General features: G+C 64.1%; 20 protein-coding genes. 12 read left to right on the plus strand and 8 right to left on the minus strand.

Translation table 11 applies throughout. The features are described 5' to 3' along the window. Nucleotides 1–84 precede the first annotated feature (84 nt). The 3 genes from CAP2UW1_RS02575 to CAP2UW1_RS02585 all read right to left on the minus strand — a co-directional run bounded on the left by CAP2UW1_RS02575 (nucleotide 85) and on the right by CAP2UW1_RS02585 (nucleotide 2,428). Nucleotides 85–816 carry a GGDEF domain-containing protein gene (locus CAP2UW1_RS02575; RefSeq protein ID WP_012807313.1) on the minus strand — a complete coding sequence of 244 codons (732 nt, stop codon included), beginning with the start codon at nucleotides 814–816 and terminating at the stop codon, nucleotides 85–87. 120 nt (nucleotides 817–936) lie between these two features. Further along, a complete protein-coding gene (locus tag CAP2UW1_RS02580) occupies nucleotides 937–2,070 on the minus strand; it encodes a hypothetical protein (protein WP_012807314.1) in 1,134 nt (377 codons plus the stop codon). 100 nt (nucleotides 2,071–2,170) lie between these two features. After that, a complete protein-coding gene (locus CAP2UW1_RS02585; protein WP_012807315.1) occupies nucleotides 2,171–2,428 on the minus strand; it encodes a DUF2249 domain-containing protein in 258 nt (85 codons plus the stop codon). 460 nt (nucleotides 2,429–2,888) lie between these two features. On the opposite strand from CAP2UW1_RS02585, the gene CAP2UW1_RS23485 reads away from it, so the two are divergent. From CAP2UW1_RS23485 to CAP2UW1_RS02610, 5 genes are all read left to right on the plus strand, one after another. Next, nucleotides 2,889–4,502: a caspase family protein gene (locus CAP2UW1_RS23485; RefSeq protein ID WP_015765120.1), complete on the plus strand. Its 1,614-nt coding sequence runs from the start codon at nucleotides 2,889–2,891 to the stop codon at nucleotides 4,500–4,502. Nucleotides 4,503–4,547: 45 nt separating this feature from the next. Next, on the plus strand, nucleotides 4,548–6,341 hold the full coding sequence (locus CAP2UW1_RS02595; protein ID WP_015765121.1) for an O-linked N-acetylglucosamine transferase, SPINDLY family protein: 1,794 nt from the start codon (nucleotides 4,548–4,550) through the stop codon (nucleotides 6,339–6,341). A gap of 161 nt (nucleotides 6,342–6,502) precedes the next feature. Beyond that, the gene (locus tag CAP2UW1_RS02600; protein ID WP_015765122.1) at nucleotides 6,503–7,036 is read left to right on the plus strand and encodes a DUF2062 domain-containing protein; all 534 of its coding nucleotides are present in this window, start codon (nucleotides 6,503–6,505) and stop codon (nucleotides 7,034–7,036) included. A gap of 169 nt (nucleotides 7,037–7,205) precedes the next feature. Next, on the plus strand, nucleotides 7,206–9,374 hold the full coding sequence (locus CAP2UW1_RS02605; protein WP_015765123.1) for a bacteriohemerythrin: 2,169 nt from the start codon (nucleotides 7,206–7,208) through the stop codon (nucleotides 9,372–9,374). Nucleotides 9,375–9,455: 81 nt separating this feature from the next. Continuing rightward, nucleotides 9,456–10,751, plus strand: coding sequence for an MFS transporter (locus CAP2UW1_RS02610; RefSeq protein ID WP_015765124.1), 1,296 nt, complete (start codon nucleotides 9,456–9,458; stop codon nucleotides 10,749–10,751). A gap of 47 nt (nucleotides 10,752–10,798) precedes the next feature. Here the strand turns inward: CAP2UW1_RS02610 and CAP2UW1_RS25270 are convergent, their stop codons facing one another. Further along, the gene (locus CAP2UW1_RS25270) at nucleotides 10,799–11,125 is read right to left on the minus strand and encodes an OmpA family protein (RefSeq protein ID WP_049778505.1); all 327 of its coding nucleotides are present in this window, start codon (nucleotides 11,123–11,125) and stop codon (nucleotides 10,799–10,801) included. A gap of 460 nt (nucleotides 11,126–11,585) precedes the next feature. Here CAP2UW1_RS25270 and rarD point away from each other — a divergent pair, with 460 nt between their 5' ends. From rarD to CAP2UW1_RS02630, 3 genes are all read left to right on the plus strand, one after another. Further along, the gene (gene rarD, locus CAP2UW1_RS02620; protein ID WP_015765126.1) at nucleotides 11,586–12,473 is read left to right on the plus strand and encodes an EamA family transporter RarD; all 888 of its coding nucleotides are present in this window, start codon (nucleotides 11,586–11,588) and stop codon (nucleotides 12,471–12,473) included. 41 nt (nucleotides 12,474–12,514) lie between these two features. Beyond that, nucleotides 12,515–17,227, plus strand: a complete 4,713-nt coding sequence (locus tag CAP2UW1_RS23490; protein WP_015765127.1) for a TIR domain-containing protein — start codon at nucleotides 12,515–12,517, stop codon at nucleotides 17,225–17,227. Nucleotides 17,228–17,493: 266 nt separating this feature from the next. After that, nucleotides 17,494–17,742: a DUF6398 domain-containing protein gene (locus CAP2UW1_RS02630; RefSeq protein ID WP_015765128.1), complete on the plus strand. Its 249-nt coding sequence runs from the start codon at nucleotides 17,494–17,496 to the stop codon at nucleotides 17,740–17,742. Between the two features lie 135 nt (nucleotides 17,743–17,877). Here CAP2UW1_RS02630 and istB read toward each other — a convergent pair whose 3' ends face one another. Together istB and istA are read right to left on the minus strand one after the other, a co-directional pair. Next, on the minus strand, nucleotides 17,878–18,663 hold the full coding sequence (istB, locus tag CAP2UW1_RS02635) for an IS21-like element helper ATPase IstB (protein WP_012806911.1): 786 nt from the start codon (nucleotides 18,661–18,663) through the stop codon (nucleotides 17,878–17,880). Continuing rightward, on the minus strand, nucleotides 18,660–19,748 hold the full coding sequence (gene istA, locus CAP2UW1_RS02640; RefSeq protein ID WP_012806910.1) for an IS21 family transposase: 1,089 nt from the start codon (nucleotides 19,746–19,748) through the stop codon (nucleotides 18,660–18,662). The genes istB and istA overlap by 4 nt, the downstream gene beginning before the upstream one ends. Here istA and CAP2UW1_RS02645 point away from each other — a divergent pair. Beyond that, entirely contained in the window at nucleotides 19,701–20,123 is a 423-nt protein-coding gene (locus CAP2UW1_RS02645) for a DUF6398 domain-containing protein (RefSeq protein ID WP_412566851.1), read from the plus strand. The genes istA and CAP2UW1_RS02645 overlap by 48 nt on opposite strands. 622 nt (nucleotides 20,124–20,745) lie before the next feature. Here the strand turns inward: CAP2UW1_RS02645 and CAP2UW1_RS24305 are convergent. Both CAP2UW1_RS24305 and CAP2UW1_RS02655 read right to left on the minus strand, forming a co-directional pair. Further along, the gene (locus CAP2UW1_RS24305) at nucleotides 20,746–22,461 is read right to left on the minus strand and encodes a retron Ec67 family RNA-directed DNA polymerase/endonuclease (RefSeq protein ID WP_015765129.1); all 1,716 of its coding nucleotides are present in this window, start codon (nucleotides 22,459–22,461) and stop codon (nucleotides 20,746–20,748) included. A 269-nt stretch (nucleotides 22,462–22,730) separates the two neighbouring features. Beyond that, the gene (locus CAP2UW1_RS02655; protein WP_041568072.1) at nucleotides 22,731–23,984 is read right to left on the minus strand and encodes an ISL3 family transposase; all 1,254 of its coding nucleotides are present in this window, start codon (nucleotides 23,982–23,984) and stop codon (nucleotides 22,731–22,733) included. Nucleotides 23,985–24,122: 138 nt separating this feature from the next. On the opposite strand from CAP2UW1_RS02655, the gene CAP2UW1_RS02660 reads away from it, so the two are divergent. From CAP2UW1_RS02660 to CAP2UW1_RS02670, 3 genes are read left to right on the plus strand one after another with little or no spacing between them, the layout of a single operon-like run. After that, nucleotides 24,123–24,956, plus strand: coding sequence for a tyrosine-type recombinase/integrase (locus CAP2UW1_RS02660; RefSeq protein WP_291913883.1), 834 nt, complete (start codon nucleotides 24,123–24,125; stop codon nucleotides 24,954–24,956). Then, the gene (locus tag CAP2UW1_RS02665; RefSeq protein ID WP_015765132.1) at nucleotides 24,953–25,183 is read left to right on the plus strand and encodes a type II toxin-antitoxin system MqsA family antitoxin; all 231 of its coding nucleotides are present in this window, start codon (nucleotides 24,953–24,955) and stop codon (nucleotides 25,181–25,183) included. Before CAP2UW1_RS02660 ends, CAP2UW1_RS02665 begins: the two co-directional genes overlap by 4 nt. Beyond that, entirely contained in the window at nucleotides 25,180–25,440 is a 261-nt protein-coding gene (locus CAP2UW1_RS02670) for a DUF2442 domain-containing protein (protein WP_015765133.1), read from the plus strand. The genes CAP2UW1_RS02665 and CAP2UW1_RS02670 overlap by 4 nt, the downstream gene beginning before the upstream one ends.

Consider the following 25,440-nt stretch of genomic DNA (forward strand, 5'->3'; position numbering starts at 1 on the left):
CGCAGGAGGTTGCCGGGAAAACGGCAGTCTAGCACGCTCTTGCTGTCGAACCGGGCTCGCGGCGGCGACCTCGTCGGCGATGACTCAGGCGGTCACGACACAGTTCTTGCCGGCGCGTTTGGCGGCGTAGGTCGCCGCATCGGCACGCTGGAGCGAGTCTTCGAGCGACTCGCCGGGTCCCTGAACGACGACCCCGGCACTGAAGGTCACTACGACGTCCCGGTCCGGCAGGGCGTTGGCGGCCAGGTGACGCTGAAAGCGCGCAATCGCCGTTGCCGCTTCGGAAAGACCGGTTTCCGGCAGCAGCAGGACAAACTCTTCGCCGCCGAAGCGGCACAGGATATCCGAGGGGCGCAGGGCAGCGCGCAGGCCCTTGGCCAGGTGAACGAGCGCCTCGTCACCAGCCTGGTGGCCCAAGGTGTCGTTCAGCCGCTTGAAATCGTCGAGATCGATCAGGGCCAGCGCGAGCCGACTGCCGTTGCGGCGCGCGCGGGCGACTTCGCGCTGGTAAGCGTCATCGAAACCGCGGCGGTTGAGTGCGCCGGTCAGGGCGTCGGTAAAGGCGGCCGCGCGCGCTTCGTTCAAGGCTGCTTCGAGTTCCCCGATGCGAACTTCGGCCGCCAGCAGTTCGAGGATCGGCGCTGCCGGCCTCGTCGCATCGATCTGCCGAATGTGCGAGTGGCGGGAACGCCCGATGACTGCCGATCGGCCGATGGCCTCCTGTGCGGCCAACTGGATGCTCGCCGGACGCCGATGCAGCCGCCGCGATGCGCGTCTCGACGAATGAACAAGAGGTGACTGATCATGCTTGAACATTTTGCTGACTCCGTCCGAAGTGCCGCTGCGAGTGGGTGATACCCCCAGAAACGGACGCTCGGCGGGAATCTTGAGACGTATTTCACGGAAAACGCGCAACGCTTTGTTTCGTAGCAATTATCAAGAGGTGCCGGGGGCGTTCCGGGCGACTGCCAACGAGCCAAGCAGAGCGGTCACGAAGAACAGCATAGCGGCTGCTGCCAGCCAGATTCCGGCGTGCGCACCCAGCGCCAGGAGGGTACCGGAGACGACGAAGAGCAGCGAACGTGCGGCACCACCGCGGCGCAGTTCGGCAAGCATCCGTTCGCGAGCGCAGGTGCGCCTGCCGGGGTGACGCCAGACCGGGAGCAACTGCGAAAGGGCTCCGGTGACCAGCGGCATGAGGAAGGCAACGACAAACGCCGGCACGGCGTTCTGCCCCTCGACAACACCGAAAGCGTGGGCAATCCCGAAGACGAGCAGCAGCGAGAAGCCGACCAGGGCGGCGAGCAGCGCTGCTGCGCCGCCGTCGCCGAGCAATGTCCGCCAGCCGTAGCGGCGCGACCACGAAACGCCGGTCCGGAGGACCACGGACAACAACATCAGCGCACCGGCGATTGCCAGCGCTGGCGCGAACGCGGCACCCAGCGCGATACCCAGCACCGCGCCGCCAGCCATCGGCAGGTCACGTCGCAGGCGCGCCGCGGCGTCGGCATCGGGTCCGCTCAATACGGTCGGCAGCAATACCTGGAGGGTGCCCAGCGCGCTCAGGCCGATGAAGCCAAGCGTGTTCAGATGCAAATGCAGCAGGCGCAGTTCCCGCCGCATTTCCGGCCAGCCGTTGATGGCGGGTACGAGCGCCATCGCCAGGCTCAGGCAGACGATGGCGGCGAGGTACCAGCGCCAGCCGGGATGCGGGCTTCCCAATGTACGCCGGGCCCGCGACATCAGCCACCCGGCAAACAGGAGTGCAACCAGCAGCATAACGACGGCGGCGACGACCATGGCCAAGGGAGGCGCCGTTCCGGTGAAGCCGAAAAAGGCTGTGCCGCCTGCGCACTGCAACAACAGCGGCGCCCAGCTCAGCCCACGACGCGGACTGCCGCTGCGCGTCAGCACCGGCATGAAATGCGTGATCGCGCCGAGGATCAGTGGGGCGATGCCGACCGCCAGAACCAGGTGGGCGACCGCCGGCGGCGACAGGCTGGCCGATTGCAGCAGCACGAGTGCGGCAATGAAAACCGCCACGGCCGAGAGGCCCAGGTAGATCAGCACGGCGTCATTCCGGGCAAGTTGGTATCAGCGCGCGGCCGATCGCGGGCAGTCGGTACCTTGCCAATGCCGTCGGCGGCGACGACCGCCTGGAGCGCCGGCGTCAGGTGGTACGGGTGAAATCGATGACGATGGCTCCCGCTTCGCGCTGCACATAGCGGATCACCAGTGTATCGCCATAGTGGTCCCGTAGTTGCGCGAGCAAGGGCAGCGGATCGTGGTCATTGCAGAAGCGCATCGTTTCGCCGACGATCAATGCGTCGAGCGCCCCAAAAATCGCCGCATGGCGAAAGCGTTTGGCGACACCGCGGGCATCAAAGGGGTAGATGGCTTCCTGAGTGGGCTGGCCGCAAGCATGCATGGGGGTCTCCGCAGGCGTTTGATGGTTGATGAGTCGGCATTTTCGGACTCCGAACGGCTGTTGTCTTTGATCTGGGCAGGCAATACCCGTATCGCCCATGCGGGCGTCGGGTGCGTGCGACAAGCATCCGACTGTCCGCTCCCGGGTGACCGCGAGGAGCGATTGACATTGACGGCAGCATGCGAGGATACTCCACCTCCGGTAGTTGCATTCGCTTTTCGCAGCGATGAGGGTTCCAGGGGGCGTCCTTTCGACTGACGGTGCAGAATCTCACGCTTATTCCCTTGTGTTCTTGCTACTTTGGGACCTTTCACGCCATCGACGACGGGAGGTCGCGAGTGCGCTGTCGCCAGTCGACGCGTTCGTCGCTTGTCGTGGCAATGACGATGTTTATGGTTGATCCGGCGGGTCCTGGCTGCCTTGGCGTCAGATCCGGCACGCTGCTGATGGATGGTGTCTGATGATGCTCTGGCGAATTGTCTTTTCCCTCGTCGTGCTGGCGGGGCTCGCGCTTGGCGCGCTGTCTTCGGCGTCTGCTGCCGAGCGCCGAGTCGCTTTGGTAATCGGCAACGCCAAGTATAAGGAAGCGCCCCTGACCAATCCCGTAAACGATGCCCGTGACATGGCAGCGGCACTGCAGCGGACGGGCTTCGAAGTGATCATGGCGATCGACGCCACGCAGAAGGAAATGAACCGTGCCATCGCCAAGTTCGGCGACCGCCTGACGACCGACAGCGTCGCCCTGTTCTACTACGCCGGGCACGGCATGCAGGTGCGTGGCAAGAACTACCTCATTCCGATTGACGCCGAGATCAAGAGCGAGTCTTCGGTACGCGTCGAGTCGGTCGACGTCGATGGGGTTCTCGATCAACTCAGCACCAGCGACCTGAATGTCGTGATCCTCGATGCCTGTCGCAACAATCCCTTCGAGCGGCGAGCGAACCGCAGCGTCGGCGCCGCCGGTCTGGCGCAGATGGAGGCCCCGAAAGGCAGCCTGATCGCCTATGCGACGGCGCCGGGCCGAACGGCCGCCGATGGTGATGGTCGCAACGGCCTGTATACGCAGGCACTCCTGAAATACGTGCAGGAGCCGGGTCTGACGATCGAGCAGGTCTTCAAGAACGTCCGCCGGGAGGTTGCCAAGGCCACCCGCGACGGGCAGATTCCCTGGGAATCCTCGTCGATGACGGGCGACTTCTTCTTCATTCCCGGATCACGTCCATCGCCGGCATTCAGCCAGCCGGTGGCGTCAATTCCATCAGGCAAAGCGCCAGCCGCGCCAGAAGCCAGGCCGGCACAGGTGCAGGAGGTGACCTCGCCCGCGGGCCTGGCAAGGCAGAATGGCTCCGGCCAGGGGAGCGCGGCGTCGAGCGTGTCGCAGCCACCGCCCCCACCCGCCCCGGCGGTCCCGTCCCAATCGCCGGTGACGCCGGAGCCCGCGACATCCCCGGCCAGACCGGAAACGCTGGCGGCGCTGTCCGCACCCACTGCTCAACCCGCAGCCGAGCCGGCCGCCGCCATCAACAAGCCCGAGCCGCCGGCCGAAGTCCGCGAGCGCGTGATCAAGACCGAGGCGTTCACCGCTACCGGCAAACTGTCGATTGAGCGCCTGACCGGCGCCATGACTGGCGAAGGCACCATCCAGTGGGCCAATGGCGACCGCTATGAGGGAACCATGATCGCCGGCCGGAAGCATGGCAAGGGCATCTTCACCTGGAGCAACGGGCAGCGCTACGACGGCGAGTGGGCCGACGACGTGATCAACGGCAAGGGTGTCCTCCATTACACCAACGGTGACCGCTACGAAGGCACGTTCACGGATGGCGAGCCGCACGGCACGGGAACCTACACGATGCGCAACGGTGATTTCTATACCGGCGCGTGGGTGAGTGGCAACCGACATGGCCAGGGCCGCCTGACCTGGACGACGGGCGACTACTGGGAAGGCGAATTCCGTGACGGCAAGCAAACGGACAACGGTCGCATGCATTCCAGCCAGGCGATGGTCGCCAAGATCGCCGAGCAGGCAGCCGCGGGTGCCGACAAGGGCGCCGCGAAGAAGAAGGGCAAGTAGAGCGCACGCGCGCCGGCGAATCCGCGGGCGGTCCTGGGCGAACCGATGAACGAGCGGCCCGGTCCCTTCAGCGATGTGCTGGCCTGCCATCGTGCCGGACGCTACCGGGAGGCGGAGGCCCTGCTGCTTGAGTCACTGGCCAGGCAGCCGCGGCAGCCCGACACCTGGAACCTCATGGGGGCCACGCTGGCAGGGCTTCGTCGCTACCCGGACGCGGAGAACGCCTACCGGCGGGCTCTCGCGCTGCAGCCAGATCACCTGGGTGCGCTCAACAATCTCGCCGTCCTCTTGCGCCAGACCGGGCGCGCCGAGGAGGCGCGCCGAACCTACCTCGAAACCTTGCGGCACGAACCGCGGCACGTCGACGCCTGGAACAACCTTGCTGCCCTGCACGCCGCCCGCCAGGAGTACGATCAGGCATTGACGTGCTACCGCAAGGTGCTCGAACTGCAGCCCGACTACGGGCACGCGCTCGGTGCGGCAGCCAACGCCATGGCGATGCTCTGGGAGTGGTCCGGGCGCGCCTCGATATGCCAGAGGCTGGCCGACGGAATCCGCGCCGGCGCGAGCGTCACGGTACCCTTCGTCGTGCTTTCCCACCTCGACGAGCCCGAACTGCAACTGGCCGGCGCGCGCGCCTGGGCGCGCCGATTCGACGCCGTCGCGATGGGACCGTTGCCGGTGTGGCAGCATGACCGCCTTCGCGTAGCCTATCTGTCGGCGGACCTGCGTGAGCACCCGGTGGGTCTGCAGATCGCCGAACTCATCGAACGGCATGACCGGCGGCAGTTTGAATGGTTCGGCGTCTACTTCGGGCCGCGGGTACCTGGCGACGCCACCCATCGTCGCCTGCGCCTGGCCTTCGACAGCTTCCTCGACATCGCCCGTCTCTCCGACGAGGAGGCTGCGCGGCGCCTGCGGGCGCTGGAAATCGACATCCTGGTTGACCTCGGCGGGCACACCCTCGACGGCCGGCCCGGACTGGTCGCTCGGCGGCCGGCGCCGATCCAGGTGAACTGGCTTGGCTATCCCGGAACATCAGGGGCGAGCTGGATCGACTACATTGTCGCAGACCGCTTCCTGGTGCCGCCGGAAAGCCGCAGCGGCTATTCGGAGCGCATCGTCTACCTGCCGGACTGCTTCTGGGTGAGTGACTCGCAGCGGCCAGCGGCTGGGCGCGTACCGGAGCGCGTGGAACTGGCGCTGCCGGCGGAAGGCTTCGTGTTCTGCTGCTTCAGCCACAGCTACAAGCTCAATCCGGCGATGTTCGCGGTGTGGATGAGGCTCTTGCGGCAAGTCGCGGGCAGCGTTCTCTGGCTTCTCGCCGCCAAGCCCGAGGCCGAGGAACGCCTGCGGCGGGAAGCCGATCGGTGCGGCGTCGATCCGACACGCCTGGTGTTTGCGCCGCGCATCGACCTTGCCGCGCATCTCGCTCGGCATGCGCAGGCAGACCTGTTCCTCGACACCCTGCCTTTCAACGCCATCACCACCACCAGCGTCGCCCTGCACGCGGGATTGCCGGTTCTCAGTTGCTCCGGTCGCAGCTTTGCCGCTCGCGGGGCCGGTAGCCTGCTGCAGGCCGTCGGGATGTCGGCCCTGGTCACCGGCAACCTGTCGGACTACGAGGCGAGAGCGCTGGAACTGGCCACCCATCCGGAACGTCTGGCCAGTCTGCGCCGGGCCCTGGCCGAGCGTCTGCAGACCGGCCCGCTGTTCGACGCCGAGCGTTTCCGACGTCATCTCGAGGCGGCTTACCGCGCCATGTGGACGCGCTGGCAGGGCGGGGAGGCCCCGGCCGACATCGTCGTCCGCGCTGCCGGTACGGCGACGGCCGCCTGAGCGCGCCGGCAAGCCAACGGCGCCTTGCCGAAAATCCTCGTCGCGATTCGGCCGCCAGCGCGTCGTCGGCAACAGGTACAATTCTCGTGGCTGTTTGCCGATCGGCCACTGGCGCCGACGCTGCGGTTGCGGAGATCCTGAATCGCTGTAAGCCTGGGCCCATGCGCCGTTACCTGAAGAAATTCCTGCCCGACCACGAAGCCATTCGCGCCAACCCCTGGTTGCGGCCGTTTCAATCCTCGTTGCTACACCCGCGTCTCTGGCATCTCAACCGCCACTCGGCAGCCGGCGCGGTTGCCGTCGGCCTGTTCTGCGGACTGATTCCGGGACCACTGCAGATGATCGGGGCGGCGATCGGCGCGCTCGTCTTCCGCGTCAATCTGCCGCTCGGCCTGCTGGTCACGCTGTACACCAACCCTTTCACCATCGTGCCGCTGTACCTGCTGGCCTACCAGCTTGGTCGCCTGCTCATCGGCGACAATACGGGTTTCGTGGCTCCGCCCGAGTTCGGCGCCACCAGCTTCGGCAACTGGACCGACGCGATGCGCATCTGGATGCTCGGCGTCTCGATGCCGTTGGGCGTCGGCCTGGTGACGCTCGCCTGCGCTCTTTCCCTTGTCGGTTACCTGGCGACGCGGGTCGCCTGGCGCATCTATCTGGTGCATGCCTGGAGACGTCGACAGCGCCGGTGTTGACGACTGACGAGCGCTGCCGGCACTTGCCCGGTGGGCATGCGTCTGATCGAGACGACGCATCGGGGGCGGAATGGGCTGGATAGGCCTCCCGAAGTGCCTCCCGAGTTGCATCTTTTGCCTGATTGGTACAGCATGATTCGTTGGCTGTGAACACGATGGAGGATTCGAAATGATTTCAGCGCTGCGTCGGCTCAGTTTGATGAACCGCCTTTCCCTGACGGCAGTCCTCGCCTTGCTGGCCATGTTGCTGATCGTCTGGGAGAGCCTGTGGTCCTTGCACGGCCTGTTGTACAGCGACCGGCAGGTGAAGACCCGGCATCTCGTCGAGACGGCGATCAGCGTCCTCGATCACTATCACGGCCTGCAAAAGGCGGGTACCCTCAGCGAGGACGAAGCGAAGCAGCGGGCCGTTGCGGTGGTCAAGGGCCTGCGCTACGAGAAGACCGAGTATTTCTGGATCCAGGACCTCGGCAAGCCGGTGCCGCGGATGGTGATGCATGCGACGGTGCCGGCCCTCGATGGCAAGGTGCTCGACGAAGCTCGCTTCAACAAGGCCATCTCGTTGCAGGCCGGGCTGAATGGCAGCAAGGTCAGCGTCGACGGGAAGAATCTGTTCGTCAGTTTCAACGAGGTGGTCGAACAGGCCGGCGATGGCTATGTCGAGTACCTGTGGCCCAAGCCGGTTGCCGGCGGCGGCGTCACCAGCGAGTTGTTCACCAAGCTCTCCTATGTCAGGAAGTTCGAGCCCTGGGGCTGGGTCGTCGGGTCCGGAATCTACATTGACGACGTTAATCGGATTTTCCGGGAAGAAGCGATACACAGTGTGCTGTTCGCCATCGGGGCCACCCTGGTGCTGCTGCTCGCCGGCTGGCTGGTCAGGAAGAGCATCGTCAGCGAGTTCGGCGGCGAGCCTCGCGTCGCTCTCGCGGCGACCAGCAGGATCGCCGATGGCGACCTGACGCATGCGATCCCGCTGCAGTCGCGCGACAAGGACAGCGTGCTGTTCGTGCTGGCGCACATGCAGAACAGCCTCAAGGACATGTTGCGGGCCATCTTCAGCAATGCCAGCAGGCTGCAGGCGAGCATCGAGCGGCTTTCCGCCGAGTCGAACCAGATCAACCTCGCCACCCAGGTGCAGGCGGGTGCAGTCAACCACACACGCTCGGCGATCAGTGACGTTTCGGCAAGCGTCGAGGTGGTGAACGGATTGGTGCATGCGACTGAAGACGGTGCGCACGAAGTGGCGCGGCGCGCCCACGATGGCGCCGATGTGGCGGCCAAGGTGGCGGCCGAGATGCAGGCCATCGCCAACACCGTGGCGGTTTCCTCGGATCAGGTCTCGCGGCTCGTCGCCAGCACCGGCGAGATCGGCCAGATGGCCAGGGTGATCAAGGAGATCGCCGACCAGACCAACCTGCTGGCGCTCAACGCGGCCATCGAAGCCGCTCGCGCCGGTGAGCAGGGACGCGGTTTTGCCGTCGTCGCCGACGAGGTGCGCAAGCTCGCCGAACGAACGAGCAAGGCGACCAGCGAGATTGGCGCGATTCTCGACGGCATCCGGACCGACACCGAGAGCGCGGTGGAGGGAATGAAAGCGGCGGCGCCGGTGATCGCCAGCGGTGTCACGCAGGCGAACTCGGCCGCCGACACCCTGCACGCCATCGAGGAGCAGGCGCAGGACACCTTGCAGAAGATGCAGGCGCTGTCGCAGGCGACGCGCGATCAGACGCGACGGATCGAGGACATCGTCAGCAACGTCGATGAGGTGATGAACGCGTCTGGACAGACCGAGGCTGTGATCAAGCAATCGCTGCAATCGGCGGCCGATCTCGAACAGGCGTCGAGCGAAATGTTCTCGATGGTGCAGCGCTTCCGCATCGGCGAGGTCGCTGCCGGAGGATTGCCGCCGACCGGCGACGGCCGAGCGGCGGCCAAGCCGCTGCTCGAGTGGTCGACGGCGCTGGCGGTCGGTCATGCGGAGATCGACCGCCAGCACCAGGTGCTGATCGAAATCGCCAACCGGCTCAACAACGCCATGGGCTCGGGAGCTGGCCGCACCTCGTGCGGCACGATTCTTGACGAACTTCTGAACTATACGGTCAACCATTTCTCGTTCGAAGAGAAACTGATGGAGAAGCACCACTACGCGGATCGCGAGGCGCATCTCGCCAAGCATCGCGACCTCATCGAACGCGTCAAGACGTTCAAGCGCCAGTACGAGAGCGGTGGCACGATCTCGGTCGAGCTGATGGGCTTCATCCGCGACTGGCTGGTGAACCACTTCCTCAAGGTCGACCGGGCGCTGGCGCGCGATCTGGCCAGCCGCGGCGTTTCCTGAAAGCGGCCGTGATGGTGCGGGGTTCCCGGCGTGGCGATGGCCTGTCAGTCTGGCGCCGGCACCCACAGGCGGCTGGCGGCGATGACTGATCCCGGCCGACAGTTGCGCCGTCGGCGTGCGCAGGGTCTGGCGATCGTCGTCGCGGCCTACGTGCTGTCCTTCTTTCAGCGTTTCGCGCCGGCCGGCATCGCCCAGGACCTGATTGCCGCGTTCAATACCACGGCATCGTCGCTGGGTGTACTGGCAGCGACCTACTTCTATGTCTACACGCTCATGCAGGTGCCGACCGGTATTCTCGTCGATACCCTCGGGCCGCGCCTCATCCTCCTGCTTGGCGGTGGTATCGGTGGCGCTGGCAGTCTGCTGTTCGGCCTGGCGCCCACTCTCGACCTGGCGCTACTGGGGCGTACGCTGATCGGGTTGGGCGTTTCGGTGACTTTCATTGCCATGCTCAAGATCATCGCCGTCTCCTTTGACGAACGGCGCTTTGCCAGTCTGGTCGGCGTCAGCATGCTGATCGGCAATCTCGGTTCGGTGCTGGCCGGTGCCCCGCTCTCCTGGCTGGCGCAGATCACCGGTTGGCGAGGCATTTTCGTCGGTCTGGCGCTGCTTTCCGTGCTCCTGGGCATCGGCTGCTGGTGGCTGCTGCGCGAGCATTCGGACGCTGCCGAGAGCCTGTCGGTGACCGACGGCAAGCCGCGCTTCGACCGCACGGTGGTGATCTCCGGACTGCTGACGGTATTGAGAAACCGTGACACCTGGCCGGTCGTCTGCGTCAACTTCGGCATCTGTGGCAGTTTTTTTGCCTTTGCCGGCTTGTGGGCCACGCCTTTCCTGACCACCGCGCACGGCATGACCCGAGCCGTCGCCGCCAACCACGTGAGTCTCTACTTCGCCGGTTTTGCCCTTGGCTGTGTTTTTGTCGGGACGCTCTCCGATCGGCTCGGCCGGCGCAAGCCGGTGCTCGTGGCGAGCACTCATCTGTACGCGCTGATCTGGCTGGTCTGGTTGTCGGGAGCGGCGCTGCCCCTGGCAGCGAGCTACCTGCTGTTTGCGCTGATGGGCGTCGTGACAGCCAGCTTCACCCTAACCTGGGCCTGTGCCAAGGAACTCAATCCGCCACTGCTCTCCGGAATGTCGACCAGCGTAACCAATATGGGGGGCTTCCTGGCTGCCGCCATCCTGCAGCCATTGGTCGGTTGGGTCATGGATCAGACCTGGCAGGGTGGTGTGACGGCCGGCGGGGCACGCCTCTACACGCCGGCAGATTTCCATGCCGGCCTGCTTCTGCTCGCCGCCATGGCGGGTCTCGGCGCACTGGCCTCGTGGCGCATCCGGGAGACCGGTTGCCGGAACATCTGGCGGCCGGTGGGCTGATTGAAGCTTACCCCTTCGCCGTCTGGACGCGGGCGAAGTGGGGGCCGTCAGCGCCGCTCATAGACGAGTTCGACTCGACGCATCGTTCGCCGACAGGCCTCGCTGTCACACGCCTGCTTGCTGCTTTGCTCGCTGCCGACCGGCAGCCGCCGAATCTGGCTGCGCGGCACGCCAAGCGAGCGCAGGCGGTCGCTTACTGCCTCGATACGCTTGTCGGCGACGGCCAGGTTGTAGGCGGCGCTGCCAAGATTGTCGGTGTGGCCGACCAGGGTCACCACCAGTTGCGGATCTTCCTTCAGTTTCTGTGCGTTCTGACGCAGGATATCGGCGCTCTCGCTGTCGATCATCGTCTCGCCGAAGGCGAAGTAGACCACTCGCCTGGTCTCGTCATCGGCAAATGGGGTCGGTGCCTTGGCCGACCCCACACGGACCGGTGTCGCCGGAACTCGCGACGGCTGCTCCCGGGCCGCTGCGGCCTGTCCGGAATCCCCGGGCGGTGCTTTGTCGGTCGTAGCGCAAGCGCTCAGGACAAGGACGCAGGCCAGGCAGAGGGGGGGGGGAAGGCGAGGAAACAGCATTGGCGGTGCACCGGCGAGTCGAGACAGGAGGGGACGCTACGGGGAGCTAGTTTAACAACGATTGCAGCCGTGCGGGTTGCCGCTGCTGTGCACGCATCCGCGTATCCCGCCGCTGGCGACCCGGTCATCGGCGTCGCAAGGCGCTGAGCGGCAGCGAATGCGTGTCAGGTCAAGGGCTGCTGGCGATGCCGAAGGCAGCAGCTTCTGTGGCAAGATGGCCTGATGCGCATGCTCCTCCGTCCCTGAGGCACGACCGATGAACGCTACCCGCCAACTGGCCGGCATCGGCTTCGGCCTCACCGCCTACGCCATGTGGGGTTTCTTCCCGCTCTTCTTTCGCCAGCTTGCGCACGTTTCGCCGATGGACGTGTTGAGCAACCGCGCCGTCTGGGCCTGCCTCCTCGTCGGCCTGCTGCTCACGCTGCGGCGGCAATGGGGCAAGGTCGCGGCGGTCTTCGGACAATCGCGCCAGTTGCTGATGCTGACCATCGCCGCCTTCCTGATCGGCAGCAACTGGCTGGTCTTCCTGTGGGCCGTCGCCAACCAGCAGGTCGTTGCTTCGAGCCTGGGCTATTTCCTGACGCCGCTGGTAAACGTCCTGCTCGGGCTCGTGGTGCTGAAGGAGCGCCTGAATCGCCTGGAGTGGGTCTCGGTTGCTCTGGCACTGGCGGCGATGACCAACGAAATCGTCAGCCTTGGGAGCCTGCCCTGGGTGTCGCTGGTCCTCGCCGTCACCTTCGGGACCTATGGTCTGGTCCGCAAGCAACTGCCCGTCGATGCCGTCTCCGGCCTGTGGCTGGAGACGCTGGCGATGCTGCCGGTGTGCGGGCTGTACGCGTTCTGGCAGGCGCAGGCCGGGCATCCAGTGTTCACCGGGCACGACCTCCGGACCACGGGCTTGTTGATCAGCGCCGGCGCGCTCACCGCGCTGCCCTTGATGGCCTTCGCCGCAGCCACGCAGCGGCTGGATCTGGCGAGCGTCGGCATGCTGATGTATATCAATCCGACGCTCCAGTTCGTCACGGCAGTCTGGCTTTTCGGCGAGCCGATGCAGAGTGCGCGCCTGCTCAGTTTCGGGCTGATCTGGCTCGGTCTGCTGGTCTTCAGTTGGAGCGCCTGGGGGAAGTATCGCCAGCCACGTTGATCGGGTGAAACCCGTAGAACGATTGCACAGGAGGACTCGCCTTGCCAAACGCCGAATTTGACCTGTTCATCAGCTACCGCCGCAGCGACTCGGCCGGACACGCGCGGGCGCTGTATCGCGATCTCTGTCGCCGTTTCGACAAGCAGCGCATTTTCTTCGACCGCGAATCGATCGAAGCCGGGTCGGTCTTTCCCGACCGCTTGCGCGAGGGTATCGATGCCTGCCGTGTCCTGCTTGCCCTGATCGCGCCGGGGTGGCTGGACGCGAAGAACGCCGCCGGTCAACGCCGCCTCGACAGCGAAGACGATTTCGTGCGCCAGGAAATCGCTGGCGCGCTGCGTCTTGGTCGCCACGTGATCCCGGTCCTCTTCGACGATACGCCGATGCCCGACGCCGGGCAGTTGCCGGAGGTTCTGTGGCCGCTCGCCGCCTGCGATGCGCTGTTGCTGCGCGGCAAGAATTTCGAATACGACGTGCAACTGGAGGAACTGATCCGGCTGCTCGCCGCCGTCCCCGGGATGCCGGTGCCGCTGCCGGCGGGGGCCGGGGTGGTGATCGGCGCCGGGCTCGATTTCGATGTCTATCGCCGCACCCCCTACGTGCTAATCCGCTTGCGGGCGCCATTGCGTGCCGCCTTTCAACCGCTGATCGACGATCGCACCCGCTTCTTCGCCGGGCGACGGCAGGTAGTCGAGCGCATCATGCAATTCACCTCGCGCGACGAGGGCGGTTACCTGGTCATCACCGCTCCACCCGGTTTCGGCAAGACGGCACTGATGGCCAACCTCGTCGCCGCCACTCCCGAGGCCTTCGCGTACCATTTCTTCGCCCCGGTCTATGGTGAGGAGACTCTCGACGAGAAGTTCTTCCTGCAGAACGTCCTGCAACAGATGGCCGCCTGGCACGGACACAACGCCGAACTGCCCGAGGCGATCAACGAACTGCGGGCGCTCTACCAGACCTTCGTCGACACACCGCTGGAGCACGATCAGGTGCTGGTCCTCGACGGTCTCGACGAAGTCGCACACTGGCAGCTTGCACCCTACCTGGGCCGGCGCCTGCCGGCGCATCTGCACCTAGTCGTGACGCTGCGCGATGTCGGCCAGGACTGGCTCCGCGACTACGCATTTCCCGCCGATCAGGTCACGCCGCTGGCGCTCGGCGGCCTCGATCGCGATGACATCCGGCAGTTGTTCGCCGGACTGGGGGCGGCCGGCGCACGCATCGCCGGCAATCCGGTGCTGCTCGAACAGATCGTTGACCGGGCAGCCTATGCGGACGCTCCCGGCTTGGGCGCCGACCCGTTCTACGTCCGCTTCCTGGCCGAAGACGTTGCCGCCGCCGAAGTCACGCCGGAGCAGATCGCCGACCAGCCCAGGGGGCTGGATGCCTACCTGGATCGCTGGTGGAAACAGATCGTCCAACTCGCCGGCGACGCCCCGCTGCGCGATCTGTTCGGCACGCTTGCGGCGGCGCTTGGGCCGATCGCGCGCGGCGATCTCGAAGCGATCAACGCCAGCCTGCGCGACGACTGGGCCGGCGATTTCTTCGAGCAGGTACTGAGCCGCGTACGTCGCCTGGTGCGACGGGACGGCGCCGGCCGCTACGGCCTCGCGCATCCGCGCCTGCGGCAGTACGTCGCCGATCCGCGGCGAATCGGCAAGATCAACGACTACCGCGGCCGCGTGCTCGAATACTGCCGGCGCTGGCCGGAGCACCGCAGCCCCTATGCGCTGACCTGTCTCGGCACGCACCTCGCCGAAGCCGGCCACCTCGACGAGCTGGCACGGCTCTTTTCGAGCGAGTGGCTGGCGGCGCAATGGTCGATCCTCCACACCTGGGCCGCGCTGATCGCCGATATCGAGCGTGTCGCCAAGGCGCTGCTGGCGCTGCCGGCGCCCGATTACCCGCGCATCCTGGGCTTGGTCGTCGCGCGCCAGACCGCTCGCGAGTTGATGCTGGGCTTTCCCGACGAGGTCTACGTGGCGTGGACGGCGCAGGGCGAGAGCGAACGCGCGCTCGCCTGTCTCGGCGCCCTCGGCAAGACAGGCGCGCGCGCGATCAACCCGTTGCTGGCGGTTGCCGGCAAGCTCCTCGAAGTGCACCGTGAAGGCGCGGACGACCATGCCGAGCAGGCGGCCGAACTTCTCCAGCAGGTGATCGACCAGTTGCCGCTCGTCCGCCGGACCAACGAGCAGCACCAGATCGTCTCGGCGCTGGCGGCGCTGCTGCCGCGCGAACGCGGTCTGCCCGAGCTTCGGCGGTTGCAGTTGCTGCGTCAGGCGGTCGAGTTCGCCGAGCGGGCCGATGACCTGGTGCTCCGGGCGGCCGCTCTGGGCAGCCTGGCCTCGGCCCTGGCGGCATCCTCCACCGATCGCGAGCAGGCGCGCCCACTGCTCGATCGCGCACGCACGGCGCTTGCCGGTATCGATTTTCCGGCCGATCGCGCCTTCGTCTTCGCCAGCCAGTTGCCGGCGCTGCAGATCCTGGCGCCGGCGACCGTCCTCCCCGAGCTGACGGCACTCGTCAACCAGGGGAAGGCTCTGCTGCAACACGGGTCCCTGGCGAAGAGTCCCTTGATCAGACTCCTCGAACGCTGGCGTCCCGGTGACGGCGAGCAGCGCCAGGAGACGATAGCGCTGCTCTGCCGCCTTGCCGCGCTCTATCTCGATACGACGGTGGCGGACTACGCCGGCGTCGCCCTCTCGGTCATCGTTCCCGATCTCTGCTGGCTGGGCCGAGTCGACCTTGCTAGCGACCTCGTCGAACGCTGCTGGGCTGCCGATGCCGTCGAGGGGGCGCGTATCGTCGCCTATGCAATCGATACGCTGGAGGAGCTGCTGCCGGAAAAGGTCTCCGCGTGGCTGGTCGCGGCCGCGCCGCTGACCGACCCCGCCCACCACGACATGCCGATCAACCGTGAGCTATTCACCGCCGCGGTGGCGAACGCGCGCGCGGCCACCGGTGACTGGCACGGGGCGCTCGAGCTGGCGGCGACGCTGCGCGGCAGTGAGCGAGCGGATGCCCTGGTGGGCTTGCTGCGGCGGCTGGGCGCGGCGAGTCAGGTCGAGGCCACGCAGCGCGAGTCATTGGTGGATGAAATCCTCGCTCTCGCCGGGGATGCCGACGAGGCGGCGAGAAACGACGGAATGGCCCGGGTGGTTGCCGTTGCCGCGCAGGTGCTGGGCGGTGCGGCGGGCAGCCGGGGTGAGGCGCTGCTGGCGCAGGCGACCGCACTGTGTCTGGCGCGCTTGCCGGAAGGCGACCTCGACGAACTGCGCCGCTTGCTGGCCGTGGCCTTGCACGCCGACGGGGCCAGCGCGGAAGCCTTGCGCGTGGTGAGCGGGATGACCTGGGTGGACGGCGTTGCCGCGACGCTAACGTTCCTGGCGCAAGCGATGGCGGCCGATCCGGGTCGGCGTGATGCCTACGTCGAGGTATTGATCGAACAGTTGGCGGAACGCGCCGGAGCGGCGCTCTACGGCGACGCCTTGCGCGCGGCGGCGCCGCTGGTGGTCGGCCTGGCGCGCCAGCAGGCGCCGCTGGCCGGCGTTCTCGCGGAGGCGATCAGCCAAGGACTCGGGGCGCTCCGGCTCGACGACCAGATCGAGGTCGTGGCGACTCTCGCTGCCGGCCTGTGCCTGGTGGATGCCGATCGCGGGGCATCGCAGTATGGCCGGCTGCTCGACTGGATCGACTCGCTGCGTGCTCAAGGCTACGCGATGGCTGCTGCCGCCATCGCCCGCTTCATCGTCCAGCTCGCTTCGGTCGCCGAGCCACTCGGCGACCGCCTCGCCCCGCTGGTGGACAGGGTCCGGGCTGTCGCCGCCGACTTCACCGACGACGCCGACGCCATCAGCGTGCGCGGTGCTCTCTGTCTGTTCGACGTGCGCCAGGGCTGCGCCGCCGTGCGCGACGGATTGCAGGCGCTGCTGCCGGCGGTCGCCACCCTCGCCGCGGCCGGGCCGCGCGCGCTCTATCTGACGCGAATGTTCGCCGATCTCGTCGGGCGCCGTTCCGGCCGCCACGAAGCGCAGGCCAGGGCGGTGGCGGCGCTCGCCGAGGCGGTCGTCCGCTGCGCTCACCCTTGCCCGGCCGAAGCAAGCCGCGTTATCGCGGACTGCCTCGAGCAGGCGCTGACGATCCACACGGAAGACGATCGAGCCCAGGCGCTGATCGACATCTTCGGCAAACTGCCGGCCGGGCCAGCCGGCTGGTCGCGACGTATCGAGGGACCGGTGGCCTCCGTCCTGGCCAGAACGCAGATCGCCGACGGCGAACGGTTTGTCGACGTTTGCGCGGCTGCCGTCGCCGCGATGTGCGCCTGTGACGATGTGGATGCTGCCGAGCGCCTGGCACGTCAGGCGAGCGACCCGGATCTGCGGGATCGGCTGCTGAGCGATATCGAGCGGGAGCGCGAACGCTTGACCCTCGGCGAGTTGTCGGATTTCGAGCGTGCTTTCGTCGCTATCGGCAACGGGCAACTGGCGCACGCGGTGCTGCACTCGGTCAAGGTGGAGAACGACAGCGCCAACATTCTCGGCTATCTCGTCGAGGCACTGGTCGTCGAGGAGTGGGGCACCGAGCGCGAGCGGCTGCTGGCGGAATTCCTGCCGCAGGTCGCCGCGCCCTTGCGGGCGCTGCACGGGACCGCCGCCATCGCGCGGCTGCTTGCCGAGCTGGAAGCTGTGGACGGCGCCTTCCTTGCTGCCGCGAGCATCGTCGGCAAGGGTGGCGGACAGCGGATCGGGTGACGCCGGACGTCGTGGAAGCTTTACTCACCGGACGCCGCGACCAACTGATCACGAAGAATGCTGAACTGTCGACCAAGACCATCCTGGATAAGATGGTCGCGGCACTGGCTCCGGGAGAGCGGATGCCTGTCCGTGTAGCGTCAAGAGGCAGGTAGCACCCCGGTTCCGAGCGACAATCACGGGCAGGAAAGGCATTCCAGCCGCCTGGTTTTCGGCGGGACAATCTGCAAGAATGCTGATCCCACATTTCCACCGGTGTCACGTCCATGCCCCAGCGAATCCCCAAGGCCATGGCAGAGAAATTCGCTGCCATCACGACCCTGACCGATGCCTTCTGCGACGAAAAGCTCAACGACGAATACCGTGAAATGATCCACCAGGTGGTCGGCGCTCTTGCCAGGAAGCGACCATCACCGCTGTTGCGGGGTACGGAGAAGGTCTGGGCCGCGGGTGCTGTGCACGCGGTTGGCCGGATCAACTTTCTGGATGACCCTTCCCATGTCAACACCGATTGAAAACTGACACAGTTTTTCCTTTGTCACCGATTGAAAACTGATACACCCCCAATGCTGCTTGATGGCGGTGGTGGGGCCTCCTGGAGGGCGGGCCGTAGGCCCAACCGGAAGGAGGCCCCACCACCGCGGCGGCGCCTACCCTCCGGCGATCGCCTTCCTGGCCTGAACCATTCCCGTCTGCCGCTGACGTTTGAGCCGGTAGCTTTCCCCGGCGATCGGTACGATCTGTGCGTGGTGCAGCAAACGATCCAGCAATGCCGCCGTCAGCGTGGCATCCTGCGCAAAGGTGGCATCCCATTGGCCAAACGACAGGTTGCTGGTGACGATCAGGCTGCCCTTCTCGTAGCGCGCGGCAATCACCTGGAAAAAGAGGTTGGCCTGCTCGCGGCTCATCGGCAGATAGCCGATTTCGTCGATGATCAGCAGACGGTAAGCGGCGATCGCCCGGTGCATGACCGCTTTCAACTGGTTCTGTGCGTGCGCGGCCGAGAGGGTCAGCAAGAGATCGGCGGCGGTCGTGAAACGGGTCTTGATGCCGGCTTGCGCGGCGCGATAGCCCAGGGCGATCGCGAGATGGGTCTTGCCCACCCCGGAGGGGCCGACCAGGACGACGTTTTCGTTGCGCTCGACAAAGGCCAGACCGGCCAGTTCGTCGATCTGGCTCCTTTTGACGCCGGCGGCGAAGGCGTAATCGAATTCCTCCAGCGTCTTGATCGCCGGGAATCCCGCCAGACGCGTCAACATGCTTTGCTTGCGCACCTGGCGTCCCGCGACTTCCGCTTTCAGCAGTGCTTCCAGAAAGTCGCTGTAGGCGCTTTCCTGCGCAGCGGCTTCCTGGGCGGCGCCGACGTAGTTCTGCGCCACGAACGGCAGGTTCAGACTGTCGCACAAGGCGAGCATTCGTTCGTACTGGAGGTTCATGGCTGCATCTCTGCAGCGGCCTGCAGTTGGGTCAGCAGTTGCGCGTAGACGGCGAGCGGATGCTGCTCCGGCGTGGGCAAGGCGATTCTCTCGGCAACCGTCGGGCGGACAGTGGCCCCCTCGACCGGCGGCGGGGCGTCCAGGGGACGAGCGGCGGCGATATCGCCGCGCCATGGCGGGGGAATGCCTTGCAGATGCGCCTGCTCTTCCTGCAGGCGTTGTGCGGGCTGTACTTGCGTGCTGGCGTGGATACGCACGTTGGCCACTTCCTTGAGCCAGCGCCTGACCTCGGCATTGGCGGTCACGGCGTCCAGTGGCAGGCCGGCCTGCTTGAGCCGACTGATCAGGGGAACGTAGAAGGAGCGGCGAAGGTAGCCGTTGAAGCGCTCGACCTTGCCTTTGGTCCGGGCGCGATAGGGACGGCACAGGTTGATGACGAAGCCACAGTGCTTGGCGTAGTCGAGAAAGCCCGCGTGATAGCGGTGTTCGCCTGGGCCGTCGACGTCGCGTTCGAGAACAACGGTCTTCATGTTGTCGTAGAGCAGGCGCCGGGCCACGCCACCGAGCGCCTCAAAGGCATGCTGGTGGCAGTCGATCAGCGTACTGACTTTCATGTCGGTGACGAATTCGACGTAACTCGCCCGGCTGTACCCAAGGGTCGCGCAGAAGGCGTACAGCGGATCAGCACCTTTACGAAACTCGACCCAGTCGATTTGCAACTGTTCGCCCGGTGCCGTTTCGAAACGCACCACCGGATCAGCAGCCCCCTGCGGCCGGATCGTACGCATGAAGGCGCGCAATTGGCTGACGCCGCCGGCGTAGCCCAGGGCCCTAATCTCCCTGAACAGAACCGTGGCCGGGATCCACTGCGGCTGCGCTGCAGCCTGTCGCTCGCACAGGTACGTTTCATGGGTCGAGAGTTTGGTGGCCCGCTTCTTCTGACGCTGGTAGCGGGGCTGTTTGCCCTGCGCCAAGTGGCTGCGAACCGTATTCACCGCGCAGCCCACTTCGGCTGCAATCTTGCGCAGACTGAATCCATGCTTCCTCAATACTTCAATTTCCACATACACCTCCTTCGTAATCATCGGCGCCCAAAAAAATCGCCGATCTTCTCAGTTCGGTGTATCAACTTTCAATCGTTGCGCTGTATCAATTTACTTCCGTTGCTGACATCCCAGACACCGCACTGCAAACCGCGTGTGATCTACGACTTCTTCGGGATTGCCGAGAGCACCGGACAGAGCAAATCCAGGGAAATCCGGGAAGCTCTCGGGATGGGCTCCTTCTCGCCAGATTGGACGCTGCCGAGTCGCCTCACCAAGAATCCCCTGATGTGGATGCTGAAGGTCAATGGTCTCCTGGTGGACATTCGTCGTGCGCCGTTGGGGTTGCAGCGGATGGCCTTCGAGAAAGGTCTGATTCCGTTCATTCCCGCCGAGCAGCCGGAACAGGAGGGATGAGCTGAACACGGATGCGGTCCCGGAGACAAATTGCCCCGCGTCCATCCAGAGGCATCGCTCCGCGCCCGAAATCAGCCCTTGCTGAGCAGCCGCCGTCCGGATCCCGATCATCGAGTTCGGCTCGGCCGACTCACGAGTCTTCATCGCGCCAGCGGCGCTCATGGCTTCGCTCGGCCATCTGCGGAACGCAAGTGCGGATGCCGTGGCGGACCTGGGGCAGCCGAACAAGGTTGGCCAGGCGTCCAGTGGGTTCGAGAAGTACCTTTTTCAGGCGTTTGCTTGCGTGCTGGTGGGTCTAGACGGCAAGTGCGAACCCGGTAGCGCCAATGCTCATTGCGCTAGTCGAGACGCAGGAGTCGGTCGGATGGGGGTGGATGGTGAGTGGCGGCAGCCGGCCATCAAGAGCCATTCGACAGCAAAACCTATCGGGCCGGTTCAGACTGGTTGCTGACGTTCGGTTTTCACGACTGACCGTCGGAACTCGTTGCCGACACCCACAGTCGCATTCCGCAGCTGGCCGAGAAAGCTACGCACATAACCATCTTTGACTCCATGACGATCCCGTCCATTAGGGTCCATGCGAATTTTTGTGCCAACGAGAGATGTGGGTTCGCCGCGACGCTTATGGAAAGTGCTTCTTTGAGTGGGCTTCGATGACCCCCTCTATACGAGCCAGTATCGGATCGAATTTCTCGAAATTGATTTTAGCGATATTTGGCCGCACTATCTTTGCTGCGAAGTCCGCCTTACCGTACTCTTTGTTTTTATCAAACGTTGTATCGTCCGCATTGAACGTCTTTCCGTCAATCTTCTTTGCGAGCAGGCTCGGCTCGAAAAAATCCTCGATCGAGCTATTGTCACCGGGCTTATCAATTGGTGTAAAAACGACGTAGACATTTTCGGCAAGGTGATAAAAATCGTCCATCCCGTTAACCGTCGTTTTTTTTCCGTTGTACTGCTTTATCAGACTATAAAAGACCTGACCACCTGAGTCATTATCGAGCAACAAGATTAGCGGCTTCGGATTCACAGGCGCTTGAGTCTTCTTGACTGACTTGATGTACTCAGTGATGAAGCGCCTAACCACTGGCGCTCCACCAGACAAATCCAAGATTCGTTGCGAAGTGTACGAATAATTGAAGAATCGAACTTTGAATTCGGATTTGCCCGCAGCGTTTGTAGAAACCAAGTTTGGATGCGCTGTGGCAAGGCGTCGAATCGCACCGCGAAGGTACACGCTATCGGTCTTTCCCTCGCAAAGAATAATAGGTAGCGAATTCGCCCAGAAGTCTCTGTGCATAAGAAATCGCTTGTACACCTTACCTATCGCAGACTGCTGTACATTGGGTACTTCCTGGTTTTTTCTGTGGCATAAATCGATCCAGTCAATAAAGCCGAACATGCCTTGAAGGTGGGTGATGCTGCCATCTATTTTCGTGGGCACAAGCTTCCCCAATACATCAGCCTTCGTCTTGGTAAGCTGGAATTTTCCCGTTGTTACCAATTGGTGAGTCATTGCCCGAGTCAACCGCCGGTATTCCGGACGTGTATTTATGCGGCGATTGACAACAAGTCCCGTCACTTCTTGGCGTGAGTTGCGGTACTGCATTCGGGTTTTCTTAGGATTGAGCTGAAAGCCACTCTTCTCAATTATTTTGGAGAGTACCGCACCCGCCACCCAGGAATGATCAGCATTCGACAACGCTATCATGGATGGGAAGATGCGTTCGTTGGTCGAGAAGGTCAAATCATCTGCATAGCGCGAGTAGCTGCACCCATGTCTATGCGCGAGCTGAGCTAGACGAACGTCGAGTATCTGGCCTATCAAGTTCGAGATTACCGGCGAGCATGGACTCCCCTGAGGCAGCTTCCCATCATGGCAGGCAATTGCTGCAAGGACTTTTGCAGCACTTTCCGTCAGGGCAAAATCTTTGTTCTTTACAAAAAACCCATACACGCGCCCGAAGTTTATGGAGTCGAAGAAGTCCTTTATGTCGACGTTGAAAACAAAGCGCCTTCCACGGTGAACCGAGGCGTTCGTAACAATCGATGCGTCTCTACGAAAGCCGTGAGATATTGGCTTTGTAATCTTCTTTTGATCATTGATCTCGTCCCAACAGCTTTGAAGACCGTCCGACAATCGGCGTTGAAGCAGTTTGAGTTCGGGACGCGGCGCGGAAATACTACGGACTCCGCCGGACTTCTTTGGCACGGTGAATGTCGTGTAGTTGAGTGGCATCTTATAAATGACGTACGAGAGGGACTTGGGCTTATACCCAAGAAGGCATGCAACGTCATGGAGCGACTTTGCGCTCTTAAGATTTGTTAAGAAAAACATCGGTCTGGAGGATGGGGCGCGTTAGGCACTCTTAAGCACTACTATGGACCACATCAGCGGGCCATCTAACGGATATCAGGCGGCAAAGCCCCTGACTTTGTTGTCACATGCCGCGAATCAACGGCAAAAACTCTGCCCAACGGCCCCACTTTAAGTGTAACACGTAAAGATGAACCTTTACTCCAAGAGGGGAAGAGATGTCCGTTGTTTTCCGATGGAAATGACAGCTATCGCTGCATTGCTGTCGTACGGGCTGAAAATTTCAGGGTTTAGTCCGTTTCCTGTGGAACGCGCAAGAAGCAGGCGAAGGGAGGGGCGGGCAAATGGGTGAGTTTCCCGGCGATGAGGTAAGCCATGGCGATGAAGTTTTCGACGCGGCGATAGCCGCGGGCGCGAGCGCGTGCCTCCTGAAGGGCTCGATTCATCGCTTCGACACGGCCGTTGTGTTTACCGACCTGGAAGCCGTTGAGTACGCCAGGAAGGTGCTTGGTGATGGTTCTGGCGAGGCGCTTGAAGGGTTCCAGTTGGCAACGACTGGCCCAACTGAGCCAACGCTTGAGCAAGGGCCTGGCTTGGTCAGGTGTCTTGGCGGCGATGTCGATCGCGCGCAACGCCTGCTTGATCCGCCAGGCCCGTGCGGTCTTGAGGTTGGTGCGCTGCAGCCAGTGCATGGTCTGGGTTTGCTTGACGGTCCAGTCAGCCGGTTTCTTGTGCAGGCTCCAGCGAGTGCCCTTGAGTTCGGGTTCGCTTTTGACCTCGGCACGTCGCACCTCGTCCAGGGCCGTGCTGCTGAGGGCGACCACGTGAAAGCGGTCGAAACAGACCTCGGCCAGAGGGAAGTGCTCGGCGGCGCCCGTTTGGAAGGAAGCGCTCATGTCCGTGCTGACATGGGTGATCGCGGTCGGTTGGCCACCATGTTCGATAAGGTCGCTGGCGAACTTACCCAGGGTGGCCTTGTCCCGACCCGGCGTGGCAAACAGCAGACGTTGTGCGTCGAGATCATAAAAAACAGCGATGTACGTCTGGCCGCGCCGACTAGCGGTCTCATCGACGCCGATCGCGAGAACCCCGGCATGACTTTGCTGGGCGCGTGCTTGGCCGACATGATGGTCGATCACGCGCCACAGTCTGCGGCTGCCCACGCGCAGCAGTCGGCCGGCCGCCAGCACCGACATGGTCGGCGCCAGCATCAGCGTCAAGGCCTCAAACAGCAGCGTGAAGTGACTCCCTTCGCGCGCCCAGGGCACGGGAATTTGCGTCACCTTGCCGCAACCGGCACAGGCCACTCGCGGCACCTCGGTATGCAGGTGGGCTTCGTACTGGAAGAAATCCAGATGGCGCCACGAGCGCGCCAAGCGGTCGTGCAGCGGCTGCGCGCTCGCACCACAGGCCGGACAGGCATGAATGGTGGCGCCAAATCGTACCTGGAAGTCGATTCGTCCGGCCTCTGGCTGAAAGGTGACTTGCTCTACTTGCCAAGGAGCAACAAGGCCCAGAGCCTGGGTGAACAGCGTTTCAATCATGAGGAACCGGTCGCGAGAGGAAAGGCCGCTATTGTCCTCCATGCCGAGGGCGGCAGACTGCCTCCCTCGGCCTGGAGGAAGCGTAAGCGAGGGGGTGGTGATATCAAGGGTTCGGCTGCGCCCGGACTGCGTCCGCCCTTGACATCACCACCCCCTCAAACCCGCAACGCCACTGCCCATTCCACACGAAACGACATAGACCCGGGGAAAGGCGGTGCAACAATCAAAAACGTGCGGGCGCTGGTTTCGACCATCTATGGCCGCGCGATCGAATGGGGCCATGCAACGACGAACCCGGTAACGGGAATCAGAACACGTGCCAAGGTGAAGCGCGACCGCTTTCTACAGGCCGATGAATTGCCCCGTTTCTTTCAATCGGTGGCGGAAGAGCCGAACGAAACGCTACGGGATTACATCCCCTTGGCGCTGCTGACCGGCGCACGACGGTCAAACCTGCTGGCGATGCGCTGGGCAGAAATCAACCTGGCTGATTCCGTCTGGCGGATTCCCGACCCCAAGAATGGCACCCCGCAGAACGTGACCCTATCGCCTGAAGCCGTGACCATCTTGCAGGCACGAAAAGAAGCTGCCAAGCTTGGCGCTGTGTTCGTCTTCCCTGGCACCGGCGCAAGCGGGCATATCGAGGAACCGAAGAAGGCGGTTATTCGCATCATGGCGCGGGCGGGTATCCCCTACGGCCGAAACGACCCGGACGGTGTAACCTTGCACGATCTGCGGCGCACCCTGGGAAGCTGGCAAGCCAAGACCGGCGCATCTCTCGCCATAATCGGCAACAGCCTGAACCACAAGAGCCAACAGGCGATGGCGATCTATGCCCGGCCTGACCTTGACCCGGTGCGGGCATCCGTCAACACGGCAACCGCGGCGATGATGGAAGCTGGCGGCATGAAACAGAAGCTGGCAGTGGTGCCACTGTTGAGGCGGGCCGGTGCAACAAGGAAAAGCCCATGAAATGCCTTATCTGCCGAAACGGCGAAACCCGATCCGGCGCGGTGACTGTTCCACTCGAACGCGGCGGCATGACGATTGTTTTCCGGGAAGTGCCGGCGCAGGTGTGCGAGAACTGCGGCGAAGCCTTCCATGACGAGGCCGTGACCGCTTCCTTGTTGCAGCAGGCCGAACAGGCGGCGCTGGCCGGCGTGGAAATCGACGTGCGGCGCTTCGCGGTGGCGGCATGATCCTGCACGCCACGGAAGTAACCTCGCTGTCGGGCTATCGCCTGTTCCTGCGCTTCAACAACGGCACGGCGGGAGAGGAGAGCCTGGCCAACGAGCTTGATGGCGAAGTATTCGAGCCGCTGCGAGCCCCGGCGCTGTTCGCTACGGCAAGCCAGCATCCGGTAATGCGCACGGTGGCATGGGCCAACGGCGCGGACGTTGCCCCTAAACTCCTGCTCGAACCGATGAAGACGCAGCAGGGCAACCGGGCCGCATGA

Origin of the sequence: Candidatus Accumulibacter phosphatis, from assembly GCF_000024165.1 — a bacterium.
GTDB lineage: Bacteria > Pseudomonadota > Gammaproteobacteria > Burkholderiales > Rhodocyclaceae > Accumulibacter > Accumulibacter phosphatis.

Bases quoted from the DNA above. Each gene is read 5' to 3' on its own strand.
- CAP2UW1_RS02575 (WP_012807313.1), bottom strand. From the start codon at position 816: ATGTTCAAGCATGATCAGTCACCTCTTGTTCATTCGTCGAGACGCGCA.
- CAP2UW1_RS02585 (WP_012807315.1), bottom strand. From the start codon at position 2,428: ATGCATGCTTGCGGCCAGCCCACTCAGGAAGCCATCTACCCCTTTGAT.
- CAP2UW1_RS23485 (WP_015765120.1), top strand. From the start codon at position 2,889: ATGATGCTCTGGCGAATTGTCTTTTCCCTCGTCGTGCTGGCGGGGCTC.
- CAP2UW1_RS02595 (WP_015765121.1), top strand. From the start codon at position 4,548: ATGAACGAGCGGCCCGGTCCCTTCAGCGATGTGCTGGCCTGCCATCGT.
- CAP2UW1_RS02600 (WP_015765122.1), top strand. From the start codon at position 6,503: ATGCGCCGTTACCTGAAGAAATTCCTGCCCGACCACGAAGCCATTCGC.
- CAP2UW1_RS02605 (WP_015765123.1), top strand. From the start codon at position 7,206: ATGATTTCAGCGCTGCGTCGGCTCAGTTTGATGAACCGCCTTTCCCTG.
- CAP2UW1_RS02610 (WP_015765124.1), top strand. From the start codon at position 9,456: ATGACTGATCCCGGCCGACAGTTGCGCCGTCGGCGTGCGCAGGGTCTG.
- rarD (WP_015765126.1), top strand. From the start codon at position 11,586: ATGAACGCTACCCGCCAACTGGCCGGCATCGGCTTCGGCCTCACCGCC.
- CAP2UW1_RS02630 (WP_015765128.1), top strand. From the start codon at position 17,494: ATGCCCCAGCGAATCCCCAAGGCCATGGCAGAGAAATTCGCTGCCATC.
- istB (WP_012806911.1), bottom strand. From the start codon at position 18,663: ATGAACCTCCAGTACGAACGAATGCTCGCCTTGTGCGACAGTCTGAAC.
- CAP2UW1_RS02645 (WP_412566851.1), top strand. From the start codon at position 19,701: ATGCTTCCTCAATACTTCAATTTCCACATACACCTCCTTCGTAATCAT.
- istA (WP_012806910.1), bottom strand. From the start codon at position 19,748: ATGATTACGAAGGAGGTGTATGTGGAAATTGAAGTATTGAGGAAGCAT.
- CAP2UW1_RS24305 (WP_015765129.1), bottom strand. From the start codon at position 22,461: ATGTTTTTCTTAACAAATCTTAAGAGCGCAAAGTCGCTCCATGACGTT.
- CAP2UW1_RS02655 (WP_041568072.1), bottom strand. From the start codon at position 23,984: ATGATTGAAACGCTGTTCACCCAGGCTCTGGGCCTTGTTGCTCCTTGG.
- CAP2UW1_RS02665 (WP_015765132.1), top strand. From the start codon at position 24,953: ATGAAATGCCTTATCTGCCGAAACGGCGAAACCCGATCCGGCGCGGTG.
- CAP2UW1_RS02670 (WP_015765133.1), top strand. From the start codon at position 25,180: ATGATCCTGCACGCCACGGAAGTAACCTCGCTGTCGGGCTATCGCCTG.